Origin of the sequence: Hymenobacter antarcticus (genome assembly GCF_039539545.1) — a bacterium.
Lineage (GTDB): Bacteria > Bacteroidota > Bacteroidia > Cytophagales > Hymenobacteraceae > Hymenobacter > Hymenobacter antarcticus.
Genome location: NZ_BAABDI010000015.1, coordinates 71,368 through 94,583, shown reverse-complemented (window position 1 = coordinate 94,583; position 23,216 = coordinate 71,368). Strand labels below are relative to the sequence as shown.

The window sequence follows — 23,216 nt, the reverse complement described above, 5'->3', positions numbered from 1 at the left end:
GATGTGCTAAAGCCCGGCATTTTCCGTTAGCAGATTTGCTATGAAAAACTCGTTTGCCTACTTGCTGGCCCTGCTGGTTTTCGGCTGCCTGCTATTGGCTGGCTTCACCAGCCGCGCCCAGGTGCTGGGCCCACCGCTGGAGCCCACGGTGGTGGTGTCCGACACGACCGAAACCCGCGTAGTGGTGGTGACGCCCGAAGCCAGGCGGCGCAAGGAAGCGGCCGACTCGGCCAAGCGCACGGAGCACATGTTCCGGGCCTTTGGCTACAAGGGCATTCGCCTCACGCGGCCCGGCAAGGCGGCGCTGCTGGCCGCGCTGCTGCCCGGCGCGGGCCAGATTTATAACCACAGCTACTGGAAGCTGCCGCTGGTGTATGGGGCGCTGGGCGGGGTGATTTACGGTGAGTACCACTATCAATCACGCTACCGGGAGTTTGCTGATGCGGTTAACGCCGTGGAGGTTGACCCAAGCAACTTACAAAATGCCAATGGCTCGGGCCTGGTACGTTCCAACGCCGCAAAAGTGCGCAGCCTGGATGGTTTGCGTAGCGGCGTCGTGTTTTTCCGCGGCAACCGCGACATTTTTTACCTCTACATCGGCTTAGCCTACAGCCTGCAGATTGTGGATGCGCTGGTTGATGCCCACCTCAAAGATTTTGATGTGAGCGACGACCTCACCTTTCACTGGGAGCCCACGCTCATGGCCGTACCCGGCCGGGCTGCGGCGCTGCCCACTGCGCCGGGGCTATTATTTGCGTTGCGGGTGAAGTAGGGGCGGGTGATTTTTTCCCAGTAGGACTTTTTTATAAAGTCAGCTAAAAATGGCCGCCCTTGCCAGCCCACAACAAACTCCTGACAACTACCCTTCTACATGAAAATCCTTCTCATCGGTTATGGCAAAATGGGCCAGACCATCGCTGCCCTAGCGGCCCAGCGCGGCCACGAAATTGCCGGCATCGTCGACCTGCACGCCAGCCAGCTAAACATCACCGACTTCACCCCGGCCACCGTCGATGTCGCCATTGAGTTCACCCATCCCGATTCGGCTTTTGCCAACGTAGCGGCCTGCCTGCGCCAGGGGTTGCCCGTGGTGTGCGGCTCCACCGGCTGGCTCCATCATTTCGATGAGGCCCAGGAATTAACCCAGGAATTGGGAGGCAGCCTGTTTTACGCTTCCAACTACAGCGTGGGCGTAAACCTGTTCTTCCACTTCAACGAGTACATAGCAGCCAAAATGAGCCAGTTTGGCGGCTACGACGTGGCCGTGCGCGAAATTCACCATACCCAAAAAATCGACCAGCCCAGCGGCACCGCCCTCACCGCGGCCGAAGGCATCCTCCGGCATTTCCCCGCCAAAACCACCTGGCGCAACGCCCCCGCCGAAACCCCGGCCGAGCTGGCCATCATCAGCGAGCGCGCCGGGGAAGTCGTGGGCACGCACATCGTCGCCTATACCTCGGCCGTGGATACGCTGGAAATCAAGCACGAGGCCCACAGCCGCGAAGGCTTTGCGCTGGGTGCCCTGCTGGCGGCCGAGTGGCTGCCCGGCCGCCAGGGCGTGTTTGGAATGAAAGAGCTGCTGGGATTGTAGCCTTGCCAGCAGTAGCACGTACTTCGCTGCCGTTCTGCTGCGTTTCTTTGCCTGATATTCATTGCCAAGCCCAAGCTTGCTTCCCCCATGTCTTTGCTCAAAACCGACCACACCACCGCGCCCAAGGCACCCAAGACGAAAACCCGCGAGTGGGCCGATTCGCTGATTTTCGCCGTTGTGGCGGCCACGCTCATCCGCTGGGCCACGTTTGAGGCGTATACTATTCCCTCGCCCAGCATGGAAAATTCCCTGCTGGTGGGCGACTACCTGTTCGTGAGCAAGCTGCACTACGGCCCCATCACGCCCCAAACGCCGCTGCAGGTACCCCTCACGCACCAAACCGTGTGGGGCACGGGCCTGAAAAGCTATTCCGAGCTGATTCAGCTGCCGACGTACCGGCTGCCGGGCTTCTCCGAAATCAAGCGCAACGACGTGGTGGTGTTTCACGTGCCCCACGAAACCCAGTTTCCGGCCGACCTGCGCACCAACTACATCAAGCGCTGCGTGGCCGTGGCCGGCGATACCCTCGAAATCCGCGAGGGCCAGGTGTTCCTCAACGGCAAGCCCGGCGTGACCCCGCCCGGCCTGCAAACCACCTACTTCATGCAGGTGGACAACCCCAACGACGAAGTGCTGGCCGCCCTGCGCGCGCAAGGCGTGGTTGATTACGACCAGCCCGGCGGCATGCCCCAGGCCGTGGCCGACGCCGACGGCAAGTTTGGCTACGCCATCAGCTGCACCAAAGCGGCGGCTGATTACTTCAAAAAGCAGCCCTACGTGCGGAGCATCACCGTGATTCAGCCGCCCGTGCAGCTGTTCCCCGATGCGGCCGACTTCCGCAACTCCGGGGCCATGAGCGCCACCCCGCGCAACTGGAGCCTCGATGACTACGGCCCGCTGCCCATTCCCAAGAAAGGCCAGACCATCACCCTCTCGCCCGCCAATGCCGCCATCTACTTCAAAATAGTGGCCCGCTACGAGCGCAACCTCGGCGTGACCTGGAAAGACGGCATGATTTACCAGAACGGCAAGATGCTCACCAGCTACACCGTGAAGCAGAACTACTACATGATGATGGGCGATAATCGCCACAACTCCGAGGACTCGCGCTTCTGGGGCTTCGTGCCCGAAGACCACGTGGTGGGCAAAGCCGTTCTCATCTGGCTTTCCATCGACCCCAACGCCGACTTCTGGCACAAAATCCGCTGGAGCCGCCTGTTCAGCCTTATTCACTAAAGGCCGGCTACCTGTTGTCATTGCGAGCGCAGCGAAGCAATCCGTCCTGTTCTCAGCGACAACCCTAGTAATGCGAAACGCCCCGGCTCTGCTCAGAGTCGGGGCGTTTCGCATGAAGATATTTATCACATTTCAAGGCTGGGCGCAGATAGAGGACGGATTACTTCGTCGTCCCTCCTCGCAATGACAATTACCACTCAATCGGGGTCAGCCCTTTACTCTCCAGCCAGGCATTGGCTTTGCTGAACGGCTTGCTGCCGAAGAAGCCTTTATCAGCGGCGAACGGCGATGGATGCACGGATTTAATAATCACGTGCTTCCGCTCGTCAATCAGTTCCGATTTTTTGCCGGCGTAAGCGCCCCAGAGAATAAATACCACGTGCTGGCTTTCCTCCGAAACCTTGCGGATAACGGCATCGGTGAATTCTTCCCAGCCCTTTTTTTGGTGCGAAGCCGGCTCGGCGGCGCGCACGGTGAGCGTGGCATTGAGCAGCAGCACGCCCTGCTGCGCCCAGCGGTCGAGGTTGCCGTTGGGGGCGGGCGGCGTGCCGGGAATATCCGCTTGCAGCTCCTTGAAAATATTCTGAAGCGAGGGCGGCGTGCGCTGCCCATCCTGCACCGAAAACGACAGCCCGTGCGCCTGGCCCCGCCCGTGGTAAGGGTCCTGGCCCAGAATCACCACCTTCACCTGGCCAAACGGCGTGGCTTCGAAGGCGTGAAATATCTGGGAGCCGGCGGGGTACACGGTAGCCGTCGCGTATTCACCTTTCACAAAGGCAATCAGACGCTGGAAATAGGGTTTTTCAAATTCATCGGCCAGCACCGGCTGCCAGCTTTCGGCTATCTTTACCATCGAAATTTGTTTGAAAATAACTGGGCATTTGCGGCGTTTTATGGCCACTTTTGCGTAAAACCAATTTTGGCGGGCCGCTGTTATGCCCGCAGCTACGCTTAGCTCCGCCGACTATGCCCACCACCACTACGCAAGGCGTCACCGTTTCGGTTACGACCAACTACCTACCCGACTACTCCAGCCCCGGCCAGGAGCATTTCGTGTTCGCCTACAAAATCGAAATTCGTAACAACAGCGAGTTCACCGTGAAGCTATTGCGTCGCCACTGGCACATTCACGACGCCAACGGCGTGGTGCGCGAAGTGGAGGGCGAAGGCGTGGTAGGCCGCCAGCCCGTGCTGGAGCCCGGCGAGGCCCACCAGTACGTGAGCGGCTGCAACCTGAAATCAGGAGTGGGCAAAATGCGCGGCACCTACCTCATGGAACGGGTGGCCAACGGCCAGGAATTCAACGTGGAAATCCCGGAGTTTACCCTCATGGTGCCTTACCGGTTGAATTAGGGTTTAGTTGTCAGTTGCTGGTTGTCGGTTGTTAGTTTGTACCGTGGTTGTCGTTTCAGCCGAACAACGGACAACTAACAACCGACAACTATTTTGTTTCAACTCCTCGCTTACCTCCGCTTCTGGCTCCGTTCGGGCAATGCCCACGGGCTGCATTCGCCGTTTGTGTTCGGCCTCTACACGTCGGTGGTGCGGCACACCGGCATTTTTGGGGCGTATGCCGCTGTTGAGGCCCGGCGGCAGCAGCTGTTGAATAGCCCGGCCCGCATCAGCGTCACGGACTTTGGCGCGGGCTCGCACACCGGCGCGGGCCAGCAGCGCCGCGTGGCCGATATCGCCCGCACGGCGGCCAAACCTACGCATCTCGCGCAGCTGTTGTTTCGACTGGTCAATTATTTCCGGCCGGCCACCATTTTGGAGCTGGGCACTTCGCTGGGCCTCACCACGGCCTACCTGGCCGCCGCCGACTCGCACCACCGCGTCATCACCCTGGAGGGTTGCCCCAATGTAGCCGCCGTAGCCCGCGAGACTTTTGCGGAGCTCCAGCTGCGCAATATTGAAATCGTGGAGGGCAACATCGACCACACCCTGGCCCCTACCCTGGCGGCACTGGGTGCGCCCGTCGATTTTGTGTTTTTCGACGGCAATCACCGCTACGAGCCCACGCTGCAGTATTTCGAGCTGTGCCTGGCGCACCGCACCGACGAATCGGTATTCGTGTTCGATGACATTCACTGGTCGGCCGATATGGAACGGGCCTGGGAAGTCATCAAAGCCCACCCCGATGTGCGACTGACGGTGGACTTGTTCTACATCGGGCTTGTGTTCTTTCGAAAGAACCAGCCCAAGCAGCACTTTTCGTTGCGGGTGTAAAAACGGTCATGCTGAGCGCAGCCGAAGCATCTCTACCGCTGTACTAAATCAGATTAGTTGCGCAGTAGAGATGCTTCGGCTGCGCTCAGCATGACGTTCTATTGGGCATGACGGACTTTTCTACCGCACTGCGTCCCGCACCCGCGTTAGCTTCACCAGCAGCGCTTCGAGCTGGTCGAGCGGCAGCATATTGGCGCCATCAGATAACGCGGTAGCTGGTGTGGGGTGCGTTTCGATGAACAGGCCGTCGGCTCCCACGGCGATGGCGGCTTTAGCGATGGTTTCGATGAGGGCGGGCTGGCCGCCGGTTACGCCGCTGGCCTGGTTGGGCTGTTGTAGGGAGTGGGTCACGTCCATCACCACGGGCACTTCGAAGCGGCGCATGGCGGGCAGGTTGCGGAAGTCCACCACCAGCTCGGAATAGCCGAAGGAATTGCCGCGCTCGGTGAGCATGACGTTGGGGTTGCCGGCTTGGCGTACCTTATCCACGGCGAATTTCATGGCCTCGCCGCTCAGGAACTGGCCTTTCTTGATGTTGACTACTTTGCCGGTTTGGGCGGCGGCGATAAGCAAATCCGTCTGCCGGCACAGGAAGGCCGGGATTTGCAGCACGTCGACGTACTCGGCGGCCAGCGCGGCTTCGGTCGATTCGTGGATGTCCGTAACCGTTGGCACCCCGATTTCGCGGCCTACTTTCTGTAGAATACGCAGCGCCGTTTCGTCGCCAATGCCGGTGAAGGAATCCGCCCGCGAGCGGTTGGCTTTGCGGTAGGAACCCTTGAAGATGAAGGGAATCTGCAGCTTATCGGTCATGTGCTTAATGCGCTCGGCAATGCGCAGGGCCATGTCCTCGCCTTCGATGACGCAGGGCCCGGCCATGAGAAAAAACTGGCCGGAATTGGTGTGGCGGAAGTGCGGGAGGGTGTTGGCGAGGGCAGTCAGCATGAGGAATTTAATTGCTTATTTCTGGTTTTTCTTCTGATTGTGAGCAGAACGTCATGCTCATCTGGCGTCCGCTTGTCGAAGCATCTCGACCGCGCAATGCAATTAGTTACTCGCGCGGTAGAGATGCTTCGACAAGCGGACGCCAGATGAGCATGACGTTCTATTCTAATATCAGTGTGTCTTTCGCTTCAAACAGATAAACAGCTCCCGCCCCTGCCGGGGCTGCAGCGAATTGGTCGCGGTTTCGAAGTGGCGAAACTCGAAGTACGGCGCGAAGTACGCCCGGTATTCTTCCTTGGTGCCGCCAAAGGGCGGCTCCTGCACTGGTCCAAAATCGGTATCGAACAGCAGGCCCATGAGCGTGCCGCCGGGCCGCAACAGGGCGGCGCACTGCCGGGCATACGCCGGGCGCAGGACGGGGTTGAGGGCGCAGAAAAAGGTCTGCTCCACAATTAAATCAAACGGCGGGTCGTTGGGCAGGGCAAAGAAGTCGGCCAGCAAGAGGTGGCCGGCGGGGAAATCGGGCACGCGGGCGGCCAGCGCAGCGAGGGCTTCGGGGGCGATATCGGCCACGAAAACCTGCCGACAACCCCGCTCGTGCAGGTATTCGGCCTCGTAGGCGCGGCCGGCCCCGGGAATGAGGATGCGCGGCTGGCTGGCCACGTCAATTTGGTCGAAGTAGGCGCGCAGTGGCGGAGTTATGGTGTGGGCATCCCAACCATCGCGGCCGGTAGCGTAACGGCCTTGCCAGTAGGCACTATCAAAGTCGGCAAAAACCGTTTCCATGGGGTTGAAGTATAGAATAAACTTGCCAGGGCAGCAAACTCCCCTATTTTTACGCCAAAGGTACATGCTGCATCGCGGCGCATACCCCGAAATTACTTCCGTTTCTTTTGCTTAAACATTCCCCTATGGACCCCAACGAAACCCCCGAACCCCGCTCCAACAATAGCCGCGTCCTGCTCTGGGTAGCCCTCGTATTGGTGCTGCTGGGCATCAACGGCGTCTTGTTCTACCTGAATCAGCAGAAGGGCACCCAGAACGAGGCCCTGACCACCGAAGTCCAGGCCAAAGACAGTAAATTGCAGGAGCAGATTAAGCAATACGAAGCCCTGAAAGCCGATTTCGAGCGCCAAAGCCAGGAGCTGCAAGCCCTGGGCCTGAGCAACGACTCGCTCGAATCGAAGATTGCCAGCGTCAATTCCGACCTGCTCAAGCTGCGTTCCTTCAAGGCGGGCAGCTTCTCCATTGCCCAGCAAAGCCTGTTTAAGCAGCGCGCCCAAAACCTGGAGGGCCAGCTGCGCAAGAAGGACGACGACATTGCCCAGCTGAAGAAGGATAATGAGACGCTCTACACCGAAACCAGCACGCTGAAAGAAAAGCAGAACAAGCTGACCGACACCATCAGCACCATCGCCCGCACCAACCGCGAGCTTTCGGATAAGGTAACGGTGGCCTCGCACCTACAGGCTGACAACATCAAGATAGCCATCATCACCTCCAAGAACAAGGAGAAGGAAGACGACAAGGAGGAGTTCAAAGCCAAGCGCGTGGAGAAGGTGAAAATCACCGCCAACATGGCCCGCAACGACGTTTCGCCCAAGGAAACCAAAGCCATCTACCTGCGCATTCTGGAGCCCGATGGCGCGGCCCTCTACAACCTGAGCACCGGCGGCGGCACCTTCACCGTAGACGGCCAGGAGGCGTTCTACACCCAGAAGCAGGACGTGGTGTACGACAACACGCGGCAGAAAATGGAATTTATCTATGCCAAAGGCGCCGAGTACAAGAAGGGCCTGCACACGGTGGAGCTGTATGAAAGCGGCCAGCTGATGGGTAAAACGACGTTCACGCTCAAGTAAATCACCGATTACGCGGATTTAAGCGGATTTCACGGATTTTGTGGACGATTATTCAAACGACAAAAGGCCACCCAAGCGGGTGGCCTTTTTTTATGGCTACTCTTTCGTGTTCGTTGAACAGAATCGTCCACAAAATCCGATGAATCCGACCAATCCGATAAATCCGCGGTTCTGACAATGGCCGCCCCTACTCCACCAGCAGGCGCTGGGCCGGGCCGGCACCGCGCAGCAGGTAGAGGCCGGCGGGCAGGCCCCGCAGGTCCAGCGCGGCCTCGGACCCGGCCGGGGCGGGGTAGCGGCGCACGGCCCGGCCCCGCGCGTCGGTGAGGGTGAGGGGCGCGGGGGCGGTGCCGGCGGGCAGGCGCAGGGTGGCCGTGCGCCGGGCGGGGTTGGGGAAGAGGGCGGCCGGGGCGCGGCTGGCGGTGGTGGCCGTGAGGGTGGCGTCGGTGAGGGACGCCAGGAAGCCGAGGGTGGAGGCGTTGAGGGTTGGGTTGGAGAGGGTGATGGAGCTGAAGCTGGCCGTGGCACTGCCAAAATACCCAGCCACGTACACGCTGGTGCCACTCAAGGACAGCGCGTTGGCTTCGTCGTCACTCGTGCCGCCGGCCCGTTGCGCCCACCCGAAGCTGCCCGTACTGCCCGCGTCGGCGAGCTTGGCCACGAACACGTCGCGAATGCCCACCCTACTGCCCGCACTGGTCAGGGTGGTGGCACCGAAGCCCGCGACGTTGCTGAAATATCCGGCCACGTACACGCTGGTGCCGCTCACGGCCAGCGCACCGGCTAAATCGTTGCCCGTGCCGCCGGCCCGTTGCGCCCACGTGAAGCTGCCCGTGGGGCCCGCGTCGGCGAGCTTGGCCACGAATATATCCTGGCTGCCCGCATTGGTCAGAGTGGCGGGGCCAAAACCTGCCGTGGCGCTGGTGAACGACCCGGCCACGTACACGCTGGGACCACTCACGGCCAGGGCGAGAGCAGTTTCGCTCCCCGTGCCGCCGGCCCGCTGCGCCCACCCGAAGCTGCCCGTGCTGCCCGCATCGGTGAGCTTGGCCACGTACACGTCATTAGAGCCATTAGCGTTTGTATTGGTCAGGGTGGTGGCACCGAAGCCGACCGTGAGACTCTGAAAATACCCCGCCACGTACACGCTGGTGCCGCTCACGGCCAGCGCGAAGGTTCCATCGTTGCCCGTGCCGCCGGCCCGCTGCGCCCACCCGAAGCTGGCCGTGCTGCCCGCGTCGGTGAGCTTGGCCACAAACACGTCGTAGGAGCCCGCACTGGTCAGAGTGGCGGGGCCAAAGCCCGCCGTGGGGCTGTCGAAAAAGCCGGCCACGTACACGCTGGTGCCGCTCACGACCAGCGCGGTGGCAAAATCGGTTTCCGTGCCGCCGGCCCGCTGCGCCCACACGAAGCTGCCCGTGCTGCCCGCATCGGTGAGCTTGGCCACGAACACCTCGAAAGAGCCATTGGAATTCGCATTGGTCAGGGTGGTGGTACCGAAGCCGACCGTAAGACTGTAAAAATGCCCGGCCACGTACACGCTGGTACCACTCACGGCCAGCGCGGTGGCTCGGTCGTCGTTCGTGCCGCCGGCCCGCTGCGCCCACACGAACTGGTTGCTGGCCGGGTTGAACTTGGCCACGAACACGTCATTGAGGCCGAGGCTGGTCAGCGTGGTGCCGCCCAGCACCACCGTGTTCGTGAATTCCCCGGCCAGATATACGTTACCCGCCGCATCGACGGCCGTGGCTGTCACTGTCGAGTTGTTGCGCATGACTGCCGCCGTGGCCACGGCCACGGCCCGCGCCGACTGCCAGGCCGGAGCCTGGGCCGCCGCCGGCCGGTGCAAGGTCAAAAAGAGCAGGGCCAGCAGGCCCATGGGGAACCGGGAGGAAAAAGCTTTCATGGGAATGAAAAAGTGTATTCCCAAATATATGCTTATCCTAATTCACCACCAAACGCCGGGCGGGGCCGGCACCGCGCAGCAGGTAGAGGCCGGCGGGCAACCCGCCCAGGTCGAGGGCGGCCTCCGGGCCGGCCGGGGCGGGGTAGCGGCGCACGGCCCGGCCCAGCGCATCGGTCAGGGTCAGGGGCGCGGGGGCGGCCCCGGCGGGCAGGCGCAGGGTAGCCGTGCGCCGGGCGGGGTTGGGAAAGAGCTGCGCGGGGGCCAGGGCGCGGGCGGCGGCGGTGGCCGTCAGGGTGGGGTCGGTGAGGGCGGCCAGGTAGCCAAGGGAGGTGTTGGCGTTTGGATTGGAGAGGGTGGTGGGGCTAAAGCCCGCCGTGGGGCTAAAAAAAGCCCCGGCCACGTACACGCTGGCGCCGCTCACGGCCAGTGCGCTGGCGCCGTCTAAATTCGTGCCGCCGGCCCGCTGCGCCCACGCAAAGCTGCCCGTGCTGCCCGCGTCGGTGAGCTTGGCCACGAACACGTCACCAGCCCCCGCAGTGGTCAGGGCGGCAGGGCCAAAGCCTGCCGCGAGGCTGTCGAAAGTCCCGGCCACGTACACGCTGGTGCCGCTCACGGCCAGCGCACCGGCAAAATCGTTGCCCGTGCCGCCGGCCCGTTGCGCCCACGTGAAGCTGCCCGTACTACCCGCGTCGGTGAGCTTGGCCACGAACACGTCGGAAGCGCCCGCGGTAGCCAGGGTGGTGGGGCCAAAGCCCGCCGTGGAGCTTCTGAATTCACCAGCCACGTACACGCTGGTGCCGCTCACGGCCAGCGCGGTGCCTGCGTCGTAGCCCGTGCCGCCGGCCCGCTGCGCCCACGCGAAGCTGCCCGTGGGGCCCGCGTCGGTGAGCTTGGCCACAAATACATCGTAAGCGCCCGCACTGGCCAAGGTGGCGGGGCCAAAGCCCGCCGCGGGGCTGGCAATACCTCCGGCCACGTACACGCTGGTGCCGCTCACGGCCAGCGCGGTGGCTTGGTCGAAGCCTGTGCCGCCGGCCCGCTGCGCCCACGCAAAGCTGCCCGTGCTGCCCGCGTCGGTGAGCTTGGCCACGAACACGTCAAAAGCGCCCGCATTGACCAAAGTGATGGCGCCGAAGCCTGCCGTAGGGCTGTCGAAAAACCCCGCCACGTACACGCTGGTACCGCTCACGGCCAGCGCGAAAGCATAATCGCTGCCCGTACCGCCGGCTTGCTGCGCCCACGCGAAACTGCCCGTGCCGCCCGCGTCGGTGAGCTTGGCCACGAATACCTCGGAAGCGCCCGCACTGGTCAGGGTGGTGGGACCAAAGCCCGCCGTGGCGCTGTTGAGAGTCCCGGCCATGTACACGCTGGAGCCGCTCACGACCAGCGCGGTAGCTTCATCGTTTCCCGTGCCGCCGGCTCGCTGCGCCCACACGAACTGGTTGCTGGCCGGGTTGAACTTGGCCACGAACACGTCACGCTCTCCGAGGCTGGTCAGCGTGGTGCCACCCAGCACCACGCTGTTGGTAAAGGACCCGGCCAAATACACGTTGCCCGCCGCATCCACGGCCGTGGCCGTCACTATCGAGTAATTACTGGCCGCCGCCGCCGTGGCTGCGGCGACAGTCCGCGCCGACTGCCAGGCCGGGGCCTGGGCCTGGGCCGACAGGCGAAAGACCAGGAGAAGAATGGCCAGCAGGATGCGAACCACAGCAGCGGGCGGTGGGAAAGAGGAAAGGTTGAACATAGAAAGGCAGGCAGTAGAGAAATAAAAGCAGCGGTACGGTGTAGGGTGCGGGGCATTCCCCGCCCGTCGTTGAACGAAACCGTTGTGTCGGTCCCAACGACGGGCGAAGGCAAGCCCCGCACCTTACCCTGCCGGATTCGTGGTTTCGAATTCTTCCAGCTGGGCCAGTACGGCCGCGATATTCTCCGCGAACATCGTGATGACGGCCCCTTTAGGAGCGGTTTTCAGGACGTGGCTCACGGCTTCGGGCTCGCGCTCGATGTAGGTGATTTTCAGGTCCGGCTTGTCGAGGCGCAGGCCGCGCTCCATGATTTCGCGCAGGAATTCGGCCGATTTGCCGCGCAGGTCGCGGTCCTGCCGCAGAATCACCTCGTCGAAGATGCGGCCGGCGATGCGGGCGAAGCCCAGGGTATCCTCGTCGCGGCGGTCGCCCAAGCCCGACACTACGCCGATTTTGTGGGTGGCCGACGTGGCTTCCATAAACTCGGCGAATTTGGTAATGCCCGCCGTGTTGTGGGCGTAGTCCACGATGACTTCGAACTTCGGAAACTTGAAGGAATTCATCCGACCCGGCGTTTTCGAGCCCGAAGGCACGAAGGTGCGGAAGGCGGTTTTGATGTCGTCCTTGTCGAACCCGGCCAGGTAGCCCGCCAGGCCCGCCGCCAGGCAGTTCTCAATGTTAAAGCCCGCCCGGCCCTCGAACGTGACCGGAAACTCGGCCGCCCGGTCGATGCGCACCTTATAGCTGTTGCGATAAATCGTGACGTAGCCTTCCTCGTACACCGCCGCCACGCCGCCGGCCTCCACGTGCTCCTGAATGCGCGGGCTATTCTCATTCATGCTGAACAGGGCCACCTGGCAGTCTACGGTGCGGGCCATGGCGTACACCAGGTCGTCGTCGGCATTGAGCACGGCCCAGCCGTTTTTGCGCACCGTGCGGGGCAGCACGCCCTTCACGGCCGCCATTTCCTCCACGGTGTAAATGTCGCGCATGCCCAGGTGGTCGGCGGCTACGTTGGTCACTACCGCAATGTCACAGGTATGGAAGCCCAGGCCCGAGCGCAACATGCCGCCGCGCGCCGTTTCGAGCACGGCGTAGTTTACGGTCGGGTCCTTTAGCACGAACTCGGCGCTCTGGCCGCCAGTGCAGTCGCCGGTTTGCAGCTGCACGCCTTGGATGTAGATACCGTCGGTGGTAGTGAAGCCGACTTTATGGCCCTTGCTGGCCACGAGGTGAGCAATGAGGCGCGTGGTGGTGGTTTTGCCGTTGGTACCCGTCACGGCGATAATTGGAATACGGGCCGTGCTGCCGCGCGGAAACAGCATGTCCACCACCGGCGCAGCCACGTTGCGCGGCAGGCCGTCGGTGGGCGCGATGTGCATCCGGAAGCCGGGCGCGGCATTCACTTCAATCACGGCCCCGCGGCTTTCATTGAGCGGAATGGAGATATCCGTCGCCATCAGGTCAATACCGCAGATGTCGAGGCCCACGATGCCGGCGGCGCGCTCGGCCATCAGCACGTTGTAGGGGTGCATCTGGTCGGTCACGTCGGTAGCGGTGCCGCCGGTGCTGATGTTAGCCGTGCTCTTGAGGTAGAGCGTTTCTTTGGCTGGCAGCACCGATTTCATGGTCAGGCCGCGGCCTTTGAGGATATCCAGCGTGTGCTTGTCGGCTTTGATGCTGGTGAGGACTTTTTCGTGACCAATGCCCCGGCGCGGGTCCTCGTTTACGTTGGCAATGAGCTGCTGAATGGTGCTTTTGCCGTCGCCCACCACGGCGGCGGGTGTGCGTTTGGCGGCCGCAATCAGCTTCCCGTTCACCACCAGCAGGCGGAAATCAAAGCCTTCAATAAACTGCTCCACAATCACGGCCCGCGAGTACTCCTGCGCAGCTTTGAGGCCGGCGGCAGCATCCTTCCAGTTCATGATGCGGATGGTGGCCCCCTTGCCGTGGTTACCATCGAGCGGCTTGGTCACGATAGGGAAGCCCAGCTCGTCGATGGCATCGCGCAGGCCGGCCTCCGAGTACACGGTGGAGCCACGGGGCACGGGTATGCCTGCATCGTGCAGCATGGCCTTGGTGCGGTTCTTATTGCCGGCTACCTCCACCCCGGCGTGCGAGGTCAGGTTGGTAGTAGTGGCCCAGATGCGGCGCTGGTTCACGCCGTAGCCCAGCTGAATGATGCTGGTGTTCTTGAGCTGGATGTAGGGAATGTTGCGCGAAGCGGCCTCGGCCACGATGCTGTAAGTGCTCGGCCCAAAAAACTCGTCCTCCCGGATTTCGTGCAGCTCGGTGATGATGGTCTTCAAATCCACCTTTTCCTTGCGGCACAGGGCTTCTACCATCTCCACGGCGGCCTCGGCGGCCCGGCGGCCGGCGCGCTCTTCCTGGTAGGCGAATACCACGTATTCCACACCGTCTTCGCGGGCGGGGTAGCTCTTGCCCCAGAATACCGGCATGGCCGCCTGCCGCTGCAGCTCCAGCGCTACGTGCTGAATCACGTGGCCCAGCGGCTCGCCGTCATTCAGCTGCTCCAGGCCAAGGGGCGGGTGCTTGGCGGCCTGCTTGCCACTCATACCGCCCGGCTGCATGGTCCCGATGTTGGGAAAAAGCTTCATCAAGCGGCCGGCAAATCCGGGAATGGCATTCGACCACTGACCGGCAAATTCCTGTAGGTCTACTTTGGCAACAATGAGTTTGTGGTGTTTAACAGACCAATAGCTCGGCCCGCGCATGGTGCGGAGGTCAACAATCTTCATAAGGTGGTGGGGTGGTAAAGGGCGAGTTTAGCGGCAAGTACGGCCAATGGCCCAGCTTGGCTACGAAATGTAGGCATAATGCCGCCTAAAACCCGCGAACTGCCCTTTGTAGCACAAAAAAAGCCCCGCTTGCCAGTTGGCAAGCGGGGCTTTTTTCAATTAATCAGAGGTGACGGGCGGATTCGAACCGCCGTAGGAGGTTTTGCAGACCTCTACCTAGCCACTCGGTCACGTCACCGGTTAGTGGTCTTTTGGGAGCGCAAAGGTAAGCAGCCCGGTTGGGCCCGGCAAGGTTTCGGGCACAAAAAAAGCCCCGACGCACGCGCCGGGGCTCTTCTCATTTGCCGAAGCAGCTAAGCACTAGGCTTTAGCTTCGTCGTCCTTTTTGTCGGCAGCAGCTTCGTCGCTACCAGCAATCAGGTCTTTGGCTTTGTCAACCAGGTCGCCAGCTACTTCCGAAGCCTTGGTGAAGGCTTCCGAGTGGGTTACGGCATCCACAGCGTCGGTGGCAGCGTGCTTCACTTTGTCGAAGGTTTCGTTCTGCGAAACAGCTTCGGCAGCGTCAGCAGCCACTTCCTTCACTTTGTCGAATGCAGCCGAAGCAGCACCGGTGATGCCGGCCAGCAGGCCACCTTCCTCAACGGCGGGAGCGTCAGCCTTAGCAGCTTTGTCCTTAGGAGTCTTGGCAGCAGCGGCGTCAGCGACGGGAGCCTCGGTAGCTTCAGCAGCCGGAGCAGCTTCGGCGGCGGGAGCGGTGCCTTCGATGGTAGCAGCAGCCTTAGCGGCAGCTTTAGGGGTGGCAGCAGCCGAGGCACCTTTGCCAGCGGCAGCACCGTCCTCCAGCGCCTGGGCGTTGTCGGGGCCAGCAGCTGGCACGTCGGCGGGCTTGGCAGCGGCAGCAGTTTTCAGCTTCTGCTCACCAGCCTTGCGCTCGTTGCCCATCATCTGGTCGCGCAGGGCGCTCAGGGCGTCGAGGTCACCGAGGGTCGACTTCTCTTCCGTCTTCTTCAGGTCGCTGATTTTGCCTTCACCCTGGGTTTCGCCACCCTTGGCGTTGGTTTTCTTCTTGAACTTGGAGTTGCGGTTGTCGTCCTCAGCAGCGGCTTCTTTGTTGAAGATGGCCGTGTGCGAAAGCACGATGCGACGGTCGTCCTTCGAGAACTCGGTCACGCGGAAGTCCAGCGCTTCGCCGTTTTCAGCGTTCGAGCCGTCCTCTTTCACCAACGATTTGGGGTAAGCGAAGCCCTCGATGCCGTACGGCAATTCGAGAACAGCGCCACGCTCCGACTTCTCGGTGATGGTAGCACGGTGTACCGAGCCGGGGGTGAACACCGACTGGAACGTATCCCAGGGGTTCTCTTCCAGCTGCTTGTGGCCCAGGGCCAGGCGACGAGCGCCAAGGTCCATCTCCAGTACCACTACGTCGAGACGGTCGCCCACCTTCACCATTTCGGATGGGTGCTTGATTTTCTTGGTCCACGACAGGTCCGATACGTGCACGAGGCCGTCCACGCCCTCTTCCAGCTCAACGAACAGGCCGAAGTTGGTGAGGTTACGCACAAGACCGTTGTGCTTGGTGCCCACGGCGTACTTGTCGGCGAAGTCGCCACGCGTCCATGGGTCTTCGGTCAATTGCTTGATGCCGAGGCTCATCTTGCGGTCTTCGCGGTCGAGCGTCAAAATCTGCGCCTCTACGATGTCGCCCTGCTTGATGAAGTCCTGCGGGTTGCGCAGGTGCTGGCTCCAGCTCATTTCCGAAACGTGGATGAGGCCTTCCACACCGGGTACCACTTCCATGAAAGCGCCGTAGTCGGCCACGTTCACGATGCGGCCCGATACTTTCGAACCCGGCTGCAGGTCGGCGGGCAGCGAATCCCATGGGTGGGGAGTCAGCTGCTTCAAGCCCAACGAAATACGCTTCTTGGCTTCGTCGAAGTCCAGAACCACGATGTTCAGTTTCTGGTCCAGGGTCAGCACTTCGCTCGGGTGAGCGATGCGGCCCCACGAGATGTCCGTGATGTGCAGCAGACCGTCGACACCGCCGAGGTCGATGAACACGCCGAAGTTGGTCATGTTCTTGATGTTGCCTTCCAGAATCTGGCCTTTCTCCAGGTTGTTCAGGATAGCCTCACGCTGCTTCTCGAGGTCTTTCTCGATAAGTACTTTGTGCGAAACCACCACGTTGTCGAACGCGGAGTTAATTTTCACCACTTTCACTTCCATGCGACGACCAACATAAATGTCGAAGTCGCGGATGGGCTTCACGTCGATTTGCGAGCCGGGCAGGAAGGCTTCTACGCCGTCGAGCTCCATGATTAGGCCGCCTTTGGTGCGACGCTTCACTACACCTTCGAGGATGGTATCCAACTCGAGGGCATCGTAAATCGACTTCCAGGCCTGCTTGATTTTAGCTTTCTTGCGGCTCAGGATGAGCTGGCCGTTGGCATCTTCCTGGTCTTCGATGAACACCTCCACCTCGTCGCCGATTTTCAAATCGGGCAGGTCGCGGAATTCAGTAATCGACACCAGACCATCGGATTTGAAGCCGATGTTCAGGATAACGTCGCGGTCGGTGATGCCAACTACGGTGCCCTTCACTACTTCTTCTTCCTGAACAGTCGTCAGCGTGTCGCCGTACATCTGCTCCATCTCGGCGCGCTGGTCAGCCGAGTAATTTCCACCAAAACCGGTGGCTCCGACATTATCCCAGTCGAAATCGTCAATCAAATCTGCCATAATAGCTATTTGGGCACCGCTTAGGTAAACGTAGCGGCCGATGCCCGGGCCCTTACGCGGTTCTTGTTGAACACCTTGCCGTTAGTCAGCAAGGCCCGCCACCCTGGCGGGGCCGCAAAGGTACGGATTTTGGGGCAGTTTTGCTAGGCTGTTTTTTTAACCAGCTCATAGATTCTGATACCACTTACAATCAGAATAGCTGGCCATAATACAAGCACCGAACTGATGAGCCCATATCTGGCCCAGTTTGCATCTCCAGATTCAAAGGCAGCAAGCACTGCCATTAGCCCAATACCAATTGGCGTGACAAACCTAGCGTACAGCCACTCCGATACTTTACTTCCCTGTCGAACATCATCCATTGCCTCAAAAAATGTCCGCACTCCCCAGTATGCTTGGAATGACCACGCCAAAACAAGAAGCGTAACCGTTAGCAGGAGGGTAGTTGAGGATAAGCCGAACATTGATAACGAAGGTTTTTCAATAGAAATAGGTCGGCTTGCTAATCGTCTTTACTGGCTTATTTATTACAGTAAGCAGTAAGCAGTAAGCAGTAAGCCACAATATTAACATCCTTCGGCACAACCTCGGCGAGGATGCATCAGTAAAGGAAAGCTCGACTTTCACAATTCTCTTTTCTAATGGCTCACATCAAAGCAGGCAACGATGCCGCCGGACACCCGGTCAATATTTTCTATGAAGACTGGGGGCAGGGCGCGCCGGTGGTGCTCATCCACGGCTGGCCGCTCGACCATACCATGTGGGAGCACCAAGCGGTGGCGCTGGCCAAGGCCGGCAAGCGCGTGATTGCCTACGACCGGCGCGGTTTCGGTCGGTCGTCGCGCCCGTGGGGCGGATACGACTACGATACGCTGGCCGCCGACCTGAACGCGCTGCTGACGGAGTTGGACCTGACCGGCGTGACGCTGGTGGGCTTCTCGATGGGTGGCGGCGAAATTGCCCGCTACATCGGCAATTACGGCCAAGCCCGTGTGGCCCGTGTAGCATTTGTGAGCGCCGTGACGCCCTTTATGCTGCAAACCGCCGACAACCCCGACGGGGTGCCGCAGAAAGTGTTTGACGGCATGCACGAAGGCATTGCCAAAGACCGGTTTGCTTTCCTGGAGAGCTTCGCCAAGGACTTCTACGGCCAGAGCCTCATCAGCCACCCCGTGAGCCAGGCCGTGCTGAACTGGAACCAGACCGTAACCACGCTGGCCGCCCCCAACGCTACTGATGATTGCGTAACGTCATTCTCAAGCACCGACTTCCGCGACGACCTGAAGAAGATAACCGTGCCCACGCTCGTGATTCACGGCGACAAGGACCAGACCGTACCCTTCCCGGTGAGCGGTGAGCGCACCGCCAAAATGGTGGCAGGGGCCGAGCTAAAGGTGTACGAAGGTGCCCCCCACGGCCTGTTCTTCACTGCTAAGGACCGGTTGACCAAGGATTTGCTCACCTTTCTGGGCGGCCAATAGCTCCTGCTAACTTCATAGCCAAAGAAAAGAGGCCCGACGTAAATACGTCGGGCCTCTTTTCTTTGGCTGTTTCAGCTACACTACGCAGCGCGGCCCATCTGGCGTAGGTAGCCTACATGCGAAGCAATGGCCGAGCGGGTGTGGCGGTAGTTGTTGTATTTCACATCAAACTCGTCGCACACCTGCTGCACGATTTTGCTGATGGCCGGGTAGTGTACGTGCGAGATTTTGGGAAACAAGTGGTGCTCAATCTGGAAGTTGAGGCCACCTACCAACCAGCTTACCACTTTGTTGTCAGTAGCGAAGTTGGCCGTGGTGCGCACCTGATGGATGGCCCACTCGTCTTCGAGCTTGCCGGTGGTGGCGTGGGGCACGGGGAAGGCGGCATCCTCTACGGTATGGGCCAGCTGGAACACCATGCTCAGGACCAAACCGGCGACGGCCGTGCTCAGCATGAAGCCGGCAAACCACGGCAGGAAGCCCACCATGTAAATAGGAAGAACTACGTAAAGCAAGAGGTTCAGCACTTTGAAGCCCCAGAAGCTGACGTGCTCGCTGGTGCTCATCGGCTTGAGGCCAATGGCTCCGATTTGACGCGTGAAGTACTTCTGGTAGTCCATGGCAAAAATCCAGGACGTGTAGAGCATGCAGTAGAGGGCCCAGAAGTAGAAGTGCTGGTAGCGATGCAGCGGGTGCTTGGGCTGGTCGGGCGTCATGCGCATCCAGGGCTGGATGTTGATGTCGTCGTCGTGGCCCTCGATGTTGGTGTAGGTGTGGTGGATGAGGTTGTGCTTGGAGTTCCACATGTAGGGGCTGCCGCCGAGCACGCCCAGCGTGTAGGCCGCCATGCGGTTCATCCAGGGGTAGCGCGAAAAGCTGCCGTGGGCGCCATCGTGCATCACGTTGAAGCCAATAGCGGCAATAACGCAGCCCAGCAACGCACATTCGAGCAAGGCCCAGCCGGTGGGCGGCGTGAAAAACACCAAGTGAACGTAGAGCGCCACCATGATGCTCACGAGCAATACCGCTTTGAACAAGAGGCTGAAATTACCCGTCATCGGCCGACCGGACTCCTCGAAATACTGATTTATCCGGGTTTTTAGCTCAGTATGAAACGAGCGAGTAGCTGCGAATTTGGGTAAGGCCATGGACGGGATTTGGGAAGATGAGCGACAAATGTACTTCCGCCCAACCCCGTACCGCCGTACTTAGTTTAGATACGCGTGCCAGTTCTGGTCAATCGTGCCCGCCGAGAGCTTGAGAAAGCCGGCCAGGGTAGGCTTTTTGGGATGCTGCCGAATAGTTAAACCCGCCTCGCCGGGCGTGTGGTGGCCTTTGGCGTGGTTGCAGCGGGCGCAGGCCGTGAGCAGGTTGGTCCACGAAGATTCTCCGCCGCGGGAGCGGGGCACTACGTGGTCAAGCGTCAGGTTTTTGGGCGAGCCGCAGTACTGGCACTCGAAATGGTCGCGCTTGAAGATGTTGTGGCGGCTCAGGGCAATGCCTTTATAGGGCACGCGCACGTAGCGCTGCAAGCGGATGATGCTCGGCTTGGGGTAGGCATGCGAAATGGTGCGCAGCGTGCCGTGCTCCGACTTGGCTACCATCTCCGCTTTATCGAGAAATAAGAGCACAAACGCCTTTTGCACGCTGCACAGGGTGATGGCGGTATAGTCGCCATTCAGCACTAACACTTTTTGGTCCATACACGCTTGGGGGGTCGGATAACCCGCCGAAAGCTAGCGGTTTCCAAGCGAATAAACAAGCGTGGCGGGGTTAAGTTCAGTAGGCCGATAGTAGGAAAACAGAACGTCATGCTGAGCGGAGCCGAAGCATCTCGCATGCAGCAGTAACCCAATTGACTGAATTTACTACCCCACGCGAGATGCTTCGGCTCCGCTCAGCATGACGTTCTAAGTGCCAATGATTTGCCCGCGCCTATTCCGGCAGCAGGCGCTTTATCAGCCGTAGCTTGTGGGAGTAGCGCTGCCGCTCGCGGTTGTAGATGCCGTTGTGGTCGAGCGGGTCGAGGCGAACTTCGCCGTGAGCGTGCAGAATCTGTGCTTCGTCCATGACCATGCCCACATGCACGATGCGGCCTTCGGCATTGTCGAAGAAGGCAAGGTCGCCGGGCTTGGCCTGGGACACGAAATGCACCGTACGGCCGTGGTCAATCTGCTGGCGGGCATCGCGCGGGAGCTGAATGCCCACCAAGCCATAAAGCTGCTGGCAGAGACCGGAACAGTCGAGGCCGAAGATGCTTTTGCCGCCCCACACGTAGGGCGCTTTCAGGTACATGAGCGCCATTTTGCGCAGCAGTAGGGCCTGGCGCGTGGCATCGGGCGCAGCGCTGGGGTTGGTGGCGGTGCCGTTGAAAAAATACTGCTGGTCGCCGAGGCGCAGGTTCATGCCGTCGAAAAACGGCAGGCGGCAGCCCAGCGTGAGCGGGATTTTGGTGGTGGCGTCGCTCACGGCCTGCACCACGTCGAGGGCGCGGGGGTGGTCCTGGGCGCACCAGGCGGCGTAGTACTCGGGCGAAACGGGCGTGTGCTGCTTAGTGTCAATCCAGCCCACGTAGTTGTCGGCGGCCAATTGAACTTGCAGCCAGCTTTCCTGGGCAACCAGAATCTGGTAGCATTCGCCAAAAAGCAGCTGGGTGACCAGCTCGGCCCGGTCGTTGGGCTCGGCGCGGACGGGGACGGCGCTCAGCGCGCAGATACCGGGATTCAAAGGTGAAATAGTGAGGTGGTGAGGTGGTGAGTTGCTGCAAAGAACGGTAGCCGTTGTCATTGCGAGCGACACGAAGTGGAGCGCGGCAATCCTTCCTCCCTGTGCGACCAGCCCGGAAATGTGACAAAGCTTGTCTAAAGCAAGCCCCGGCACTGCGCAATATCAGGACTTGTCACATTATCAGGTTGGTCGCAATTAGAAGGACGGATTGCCGCGTTGCGCTGCGCTCCACTCGCAATGACAGGAGGGCTACATCCGCTCCATGTCGCGCTTCTGGGCTTTTTCCTTGAGGTCGTTGCGCTTGTCGTAGAGTTTTTTGCCCTGGGCGAGGGCGATTTCGATTTTGGCGAAGCCGCGGTCGGTCACGAATAAGCGCAGGGGGATGATGGTGAGGCCCTGGTCCACGCTTTTGCCGGCCAGCTGCTTCAACTCGCGCTTGTTGAGCAGGAGCTTGCGCTCGCGCATGGCATCGTGGTTGTTGTAAGTACCTAAGGAATAGGGTGCGATGCGAATGGAATGAATCCAGAGGCTGCCATCGGTGTGGAACAGGCAGTAGCCGTCGGTGAGGTTCACGTTGCCTTCACGAATGCTTTTTATTTCGGTCCCCTGCAGCATCACGCCCGCGTCGTACTTGGCCAGAAAGGTGTATTCGTGGCTGGCGCGGCGGTTTTTGATGTTGATGATGATGGGTTTATCGTCTTTGGCCATGGTGGGATAATTGTAGCACATGCTTTAGCTTGTGCCGGAAACGTGCAACGATGCACAAGCTAAAGCATGTGCTACAAGCAGTACGTTGCGAACGGGGCGCGAAGCTACGCCTACGTCAGCTTCAGGCGCGGGTTGGGGCTGCTGAGCTGGGTAGCAAAGTCGCCGGCCTCGTACTGGAAATGCGCGGTCATGGCCACCATGGCGGCGTTATCGGTGCAAAAGGCGAAGTCGGGGATGAAAACCTGCCAGCCCTGGGCCACGGCTTCGGCCTCCAGCGCGGTGCGCAGGCCGGAGTTGGCGGCCACGCCGCCGGCCAGGGCCACCTGGGTGAGGCCGGTATCGGCGGCGGCGCGGCGGAGCTGGCGCAGCAGCGTGGCCACGATGGTATGCTGAATGCTGGCGCAGAGGTCGGCCAGGTTTTCGGCCACGAAGTTGGGGTTGGCGGCGATTTCCTTTTTCAGAAAGTAGAGCACCGCCGTTTTCAGGCCGCTGAAGGAAAAATCGTAGCCCGGCATGGCCCCTACCGGAAAGGCAAAGCGCTGGGGGTTGCCCGTGCGGGCCAGCTTATCAAGGTGCGGGCCGCCGGGGTACGGCAGGCCCAGGAGCTTGGCGGTTTTGTCGAACGCTTCGCCGGCGGCATCGTCGATGGTGTGGCCGATGACGTCCATTTCCAGCGCCGACTTCACCACCACCAGCTGGGTGTGGCCGCCGCTCACGGTGAGGCAGAGGAAGGGAAAGTCGGGTTTGGGGTCGCGCAGGAAATGGGCCAGGATGTGCGCCCGCATGTGGTTCACGGCCAGCAGGGGCTTATCGAGGGCCAGCGCCAGGGTTTTGGCAAACATGCCGCCTACTAATAAGGAGCCGAGCAGACCGGGGCCCTGGGTCACAGCCACGGCATCCAAATCGGCTTTGGTGATGCCGGCTTCTTTGAGCGCGGCCGTGACGACGGGCAGCAGGTGCTGCTGGTGGGCGCGCGAGGCCAGCTCGGGCACCACGCCGCCGTACTGCTCGTGGACTTTCTGGGTGGCCACCACGTTGCTCAGAAGCTGGCCGCCGGCCAGCACGGCCGCGCCGGTGTCGTCGCAGGATGACTCGATGGCGAGAATAATGGGATGAGCAAGCATGGGGAAACGGTAAATCTGAAAGAGCGGCGGCAGGCGTTTTGGGGCCGGAGCCGCAGGAATGACGCGCCGCAACGCCGTGGCGTGGGCCCCGCAAAGGTAGCGGTGCGGGGGGCGGGGCCGGCCCGAAATGCCAGGCTGGCCGGCTGGCACGAGAGTTGAACCAGCGC

At 60.9% G+C, this 23,216-nt stretch carries 18 protein-coding genes, 1 tRNA gene and 1 pseudogene; 7 read left to right on the top strand and 13 right to left on the bottom strand.

What is annotated here, in order from left to right:
- Positions 1–40: 40 nt before the first annotated feature.
- From ABD819_RS12065 to lepB, 3 genes are all read left to right on the top strand, one after another.
- Positions 41–772 carry a DUF5683 domain-containing protein gene (locus ABD819_RS12065; RefSeq protein ID WP_345124637.1) on the top strand — a complete coding sequence of 244 codons (732 nt, stop codon included), beginning with the start codon at positions 41–43 and terminating at the stop codon, positions 770–772.
- Between the two features lie 99 nt (positions 773–871).
- Entirely contained in the window at positions 872–1,591 is a 720-nt protein-coding gene (dapB, locus tag ABD819_RS12060) for a 4-hydroxy-tetrahydrodipicolinate reductase (RefSeq protein ID WP_345124635.1), read from the top strand.
- Positions 1,592–1,678: 87 nt separating this feature from the next.
- Positions 1,679–2,827 carry a signal peptidase I gene (gene lepB / locus ABD819_RS12055; protein WP_345124633.1) on the top strand — a complete coding sequence of 383 codons (1,149 nt, stop codon included), beginning with the start codon at positions 1,679–1,681 and terminating at the stop codon, positions 2,825–2,827.
- Between the two features lie 190 nt (positions 2,828–3,017).
- Here lepB and ABD819_RS12050 read toward each other — a convergent pair whose 3' ends face one another.
- Positions 3,018–3,680, bottom strand: a complete 663-nt coding sequence (locus ABD819_RS12050; RefSeq protein WP_345124630.1) for a uracil-DNA glycosylase — start codon at positions 3,678–3,680, stop codon at positions 3,018–3,020.
- A 113-nt stretch (positions 3,681–3,793) separates the two neighbouring features.
- Here ABD819_RS12050 and apaG point away from each other — a divergent pair, with 113 nt between their 5' ends.
- Both apaG and ABD819_RS12040 read left to right on the top strand, forming a co-directional pair.
- Positions 3,794–4,180, top strand: coding sequence for a Co2+/Mg2+ efflux protein ApaG (apaG, locus tag ABD819_RS12045; protein ID WP_345124627.1), 387 nt, complete (start codon positions 3,794–3,796; stop codon positions 4,178–4,180).
- Between the two features lie 93 nt (positions 4,181–4,273).
- The gene (locus ABD819_RS12040) at positions 4,274–5,053 is read left to right on the top strand and encodes an O-methyltransferase (protein ID WP_345124626.1); all 780 of its coding nucleotides are present in this window, start codon (positions 4,274–4,276) and stop codon (positions 5,051–5,053) included.
- 120 nt (positions 5,054–5,173) lie between these two features.
- Here the strand turns inward: ABD819_RS12040 and kdsA are convergent, their stop codons facing one another.
- Together kdsA and ABD819_RS12030 are read right to left on the bottom strand one after the other, a co-directional pair.
- Positions 5,174–5,998 carry a 3-deoxy-8-phosphooctulonate synthase gene (gene kdsA, locus ABD819_RS12035; protein WP_345124625.1) on the bottom strand — a complete coding sequence of 275 codons (825 nt, stop codon included), beginning with the start codon at positions 5,996–5,998 and terminating at the stop codon, positions 5,174–5,176.
- A 171-nt stretch (positions 5,999–6,169) separates the two neighbouring features.
- Positions 6,170–6,784 (bottom strand): methyltransferase domain-containing protein, encoded by a 615-nt coding sequence (locus tag ABD819_RS12030; protein ID WP_345124623.1) that lies wholly within the window; start codon positions 6,782–6,784, stop codon positions 6,170–6,172.
- A gap of 125 nt (positions 6,785–6,909) precedes the next feature.
- On the opposite strand from ABD819_RS12030, the gene ABD819_RS12025 reads away from it, so the two are divergent.
- Entirely contained in the window at positions 6,910–7,860 is a 951-nt protein-coding gene (locus ABD819_RS12025; RefSeq protein WP_345124622.1) for a hypothetical protein, read from the top strand.
- 187 nt (positions 7,861–8,047) lie between these two features.
- On the opposite strand, the gene ABD819_RS12020 is transcribed toward ABD819_RS12025, so the two are convergent.
- The 5 genes and pseudogenes from ABD819_RS12020 to rpsA form a co-directional block, all read right to left on the bottom strand.
- The gene (locus ABD819_RS12020; protein WP_345124621.1) at positions 8,048–9,766 is read right to left on the bottom strand and encodes a T9SS type A sorting domain-containing protein; all 1,719 of its coding nucleotides are present in this window, start codon (positions 9,764–9,766) and stop codon (positions 8,048–8,050) included.
- Positions 9,767–9,803: 37 nt separating this feature from the next.
- Positions 9,804–11,513 (bottom strand): T9SS type A sorting domain-containing protein, encoded by a 1,710-nt coding sequence (locus ABD819_RS12015; protein WP_345124619.1) that lies wholly within the window; start codon positions 11,511–11,513, stop codon positions 9,804–9,806.
- A gap of 123 nt (positions 11,514–11,636) precedes the next feature.
- A complete protein-coding gene (gene cphA, locus ABD819_RS12010) occupies positions 11,637–14,273 on the bottom strand; it encodes a cyanophycin synthetase (protein ID WP_345124617.1) in 2,637 nt (878 codons plus the stop codon).
- A 167-nt stretch (positions 14,274–14,440) separates the two neighbouring features.
- Positions 14,441–14,511, bottom strand: a tRNA-Cys gene (locus ABD819_RS12005).
- 689 nt (positions 14,512–15,200) lie between these two features.
- Positions 15,201–17,009 (bottom strand): annotated as a pseudogene (rpsA, locus tag ABD819_RS12000) (30S ribosomal protein S1); the annotation flags it as partial.
- Positions 17,010–17,650: 641 nt separating this feature from the next.
- On the opposite strand from rpsA, the gene ABD819_RS11995 reads away from it, so the two are divergent.
- Complete coding sequence (locus ABD819_RS11995; RefSeq protein ID WP_345124614.1) at positions 17,651–18,490, top strand: alpha/beta fold hydrolase; 840 nt, start codon at positions 17,651–17,653, stop codon at positions 18,488–18,490.
- Positions 18,491–18,570: 80 nt separating this feature from the next.
- On the opposite strand, the gene ABD819_RS11990 is transcribed toward ABD819_RS11995, so the two are convergent.
- The 5 genes from ABD819_RS11990 to tsaD all read right to left on the bottom strand — a co-directional run bounded on the left by ABD819_RS11990 (position 18,571) and on the right by tsaD (position 23,049).
- Positions 18,571–19,638 (bottom strand): fatty acid desaturase family protein, encoded by a 1,068-nt coding sequence (locus tag ABD819_RS11990; protein ID WP_345124609.1) that lies wholly within the window; start codon positions 19,636–19,638, stop codon positions 18,571–18,573.
- 60 nt (positions 19,639–19,698) lie between these two features.
- Positions 19,699–20,193 (bottom strand): HNH endonuclease, encoded by a 495-nt coding sequence (locus tag ABD819_RS11985; protein WP_345124604.1) that lies wholly within the window; start codon positions 20,191–20,193, stop codon positions 19,699–19,701.
- A gap of 232 nt (positions 20,194–20,425) precedes the next feature.
- On the bottom strand, positions 20,426–21,217 hold the full coding sequence (locus ABD819_RS11980; protein ID WP_345124600.1) for a C40 family peptidase: 792 nt from the start codon (positions 21,215–21,217) through the stop codon (positions 20,426–20,428).
- 249 nt (positions 21,218–21,466) lie between these two features.
- Positions 21,467–21,925: an SsrA-binding protein SmpB gene (smpB, locus tag ABD819_RS11975; protein ID WP_345124598.1), complete on the bottom strand. Its 459-nt coding sequence runs from the start codon at positions 21,923–21,925 to the stop codon at positions 21,467–21,469.
- 110 nt (positions 21,926–22,035) lie between these two features.
- On the bottom strand, positions 22,036–23,049 hold the full coding sequence (tsaD, locus tag ABD819_RS11970; protein WP_345124596.1) for a tRNA (adenosine(37)-N6)-threonylcarbamoyltransferase complex transferase subunit TsaD: 1,014 nt from the start codon (positions 23,047–23,049) through the stop codon (positions 22,036–22,038).
- Positions 23,050–23,216: the final 167 nt, after the last annotated feature.

What these genes read in the sequence shown, in the direction of transcription:
- lepB (WP_345124633.1), top strand. Translation starts at nt 1,679, where the DNA reads ATGTCTTTGCTCAAAACCGACCACACCACCGCGCCCAAGGCACCCAAG.
- dapB (WP_345124635.1), top strand. Translation starts at nt 872, where the DNA reads ATGAAAATCCTTCTCATCGGTTATGGCAAAATGGGCCAGACCATCGCT.
- ABD819_RS12030 (WP_345124623.1), bottom strand. Translation starts at nt 6,784, where the DNA reads ATGGAAACGGTTTTTGCCGACTTTGATAGTGCCTACTGGCAAGGCCGT.
- ABD819_RS12065 (WP_345124637.1), top strand. Translation starts at nt 41, where the DNA reads ATGAAAAACTCGTTTGCCTACTTGCTGGCCCTGCTGGTTTTCGGCTGC.
- kdsA (WP_345124625.1), bottom strand. Translation starts at nt 5,998, where the DNA reads ATGCTGACTGCCCTCGCCAACACCCTCCCGCACTTCCGCCACACCAAT.
- smpB (WP_345124598.1), bottom strand. Translation starts at nt 21,925, where the DNA reads ATGGCCAAAGACGATAAACCCATCATCATCAACATCAAAAACCGCCGC.
- ABD819_RS12020 (WP_345124621.1), bottom strand. Translation starts at nt 9,766, where the DNA reads ATGAAAGCTTTTTCCTCCCGGTTCCCCATGGGCCTGCTGGCCCTGCTC.
- apaG (WP_345124627.1), top strand. Translation starts at nt 3,794, where the DNA reads ATGCCCACCACCACTACGCAAGGCGTCACCGTTTCGGTTACGACCAAC.
- ABD819_RS11990 (WP_345124609.1), bottom strand. Translation starts at nt 19,638, where the DNA reads ATGGCCTTACCCAAATTCGCAGCTACTCGCTCGTTTCATACTGAGCTA.
- ABD819_RS12050 (WP_345124630.1), bottom strand. Translation starts at nt 3,680, where the DNA reads ATGGTAAAGATAGCCGAAAGCTGGCAGCCGGTGCTGGCCGATGAATTT.
- ABD819_RS12015 (WP_345124619.1), bottom strand. Translation starts at nt 11,513, where the DNA reads ATGTTCAACCTTTCCTCTTTCCCACCGCCCGCTGCTGTGGTTCGCATC.
- ABD819_RS11995 (WP_345124614.1), top strand. Translation starts at nt 17,651, where the DNA reads ATGGCTCACATCAAAGCAGGCAACGATGCCGCCGGACACCCGGTCAAT.
- ABD819_RS12025 (WP_345124622.1), top strand. Translation starts at nt 6,910, where the DNA reads ATGGACCCCAACGAAACCCCCGAACCCCGCTCCAACAATAGCCGCGTC.
- tsaD (WP_345124596.1), bottom strand. Translation starts at nt 23,049, where the DNA reads ATGCTTGCTCATCCCATTATTCTCGCCATCGAGTCATCCTGCGACGAC.
- ABD819_RS11985 (WP_345124604.1), bottom strand. Translation starts at nt 20,193, where the DNA reads ATGGACCAAAAAGTGTTAGTGCTGAATGGCGACTATACCGCCATCACC.
- cphA (WP_345124617.1), bottom strand. Translation starts at nt 14,273, where the DNA reads ATGAAGATTGTTGACCTCCGCACCATGCGCGGGCCGAGCTATTGGTCT.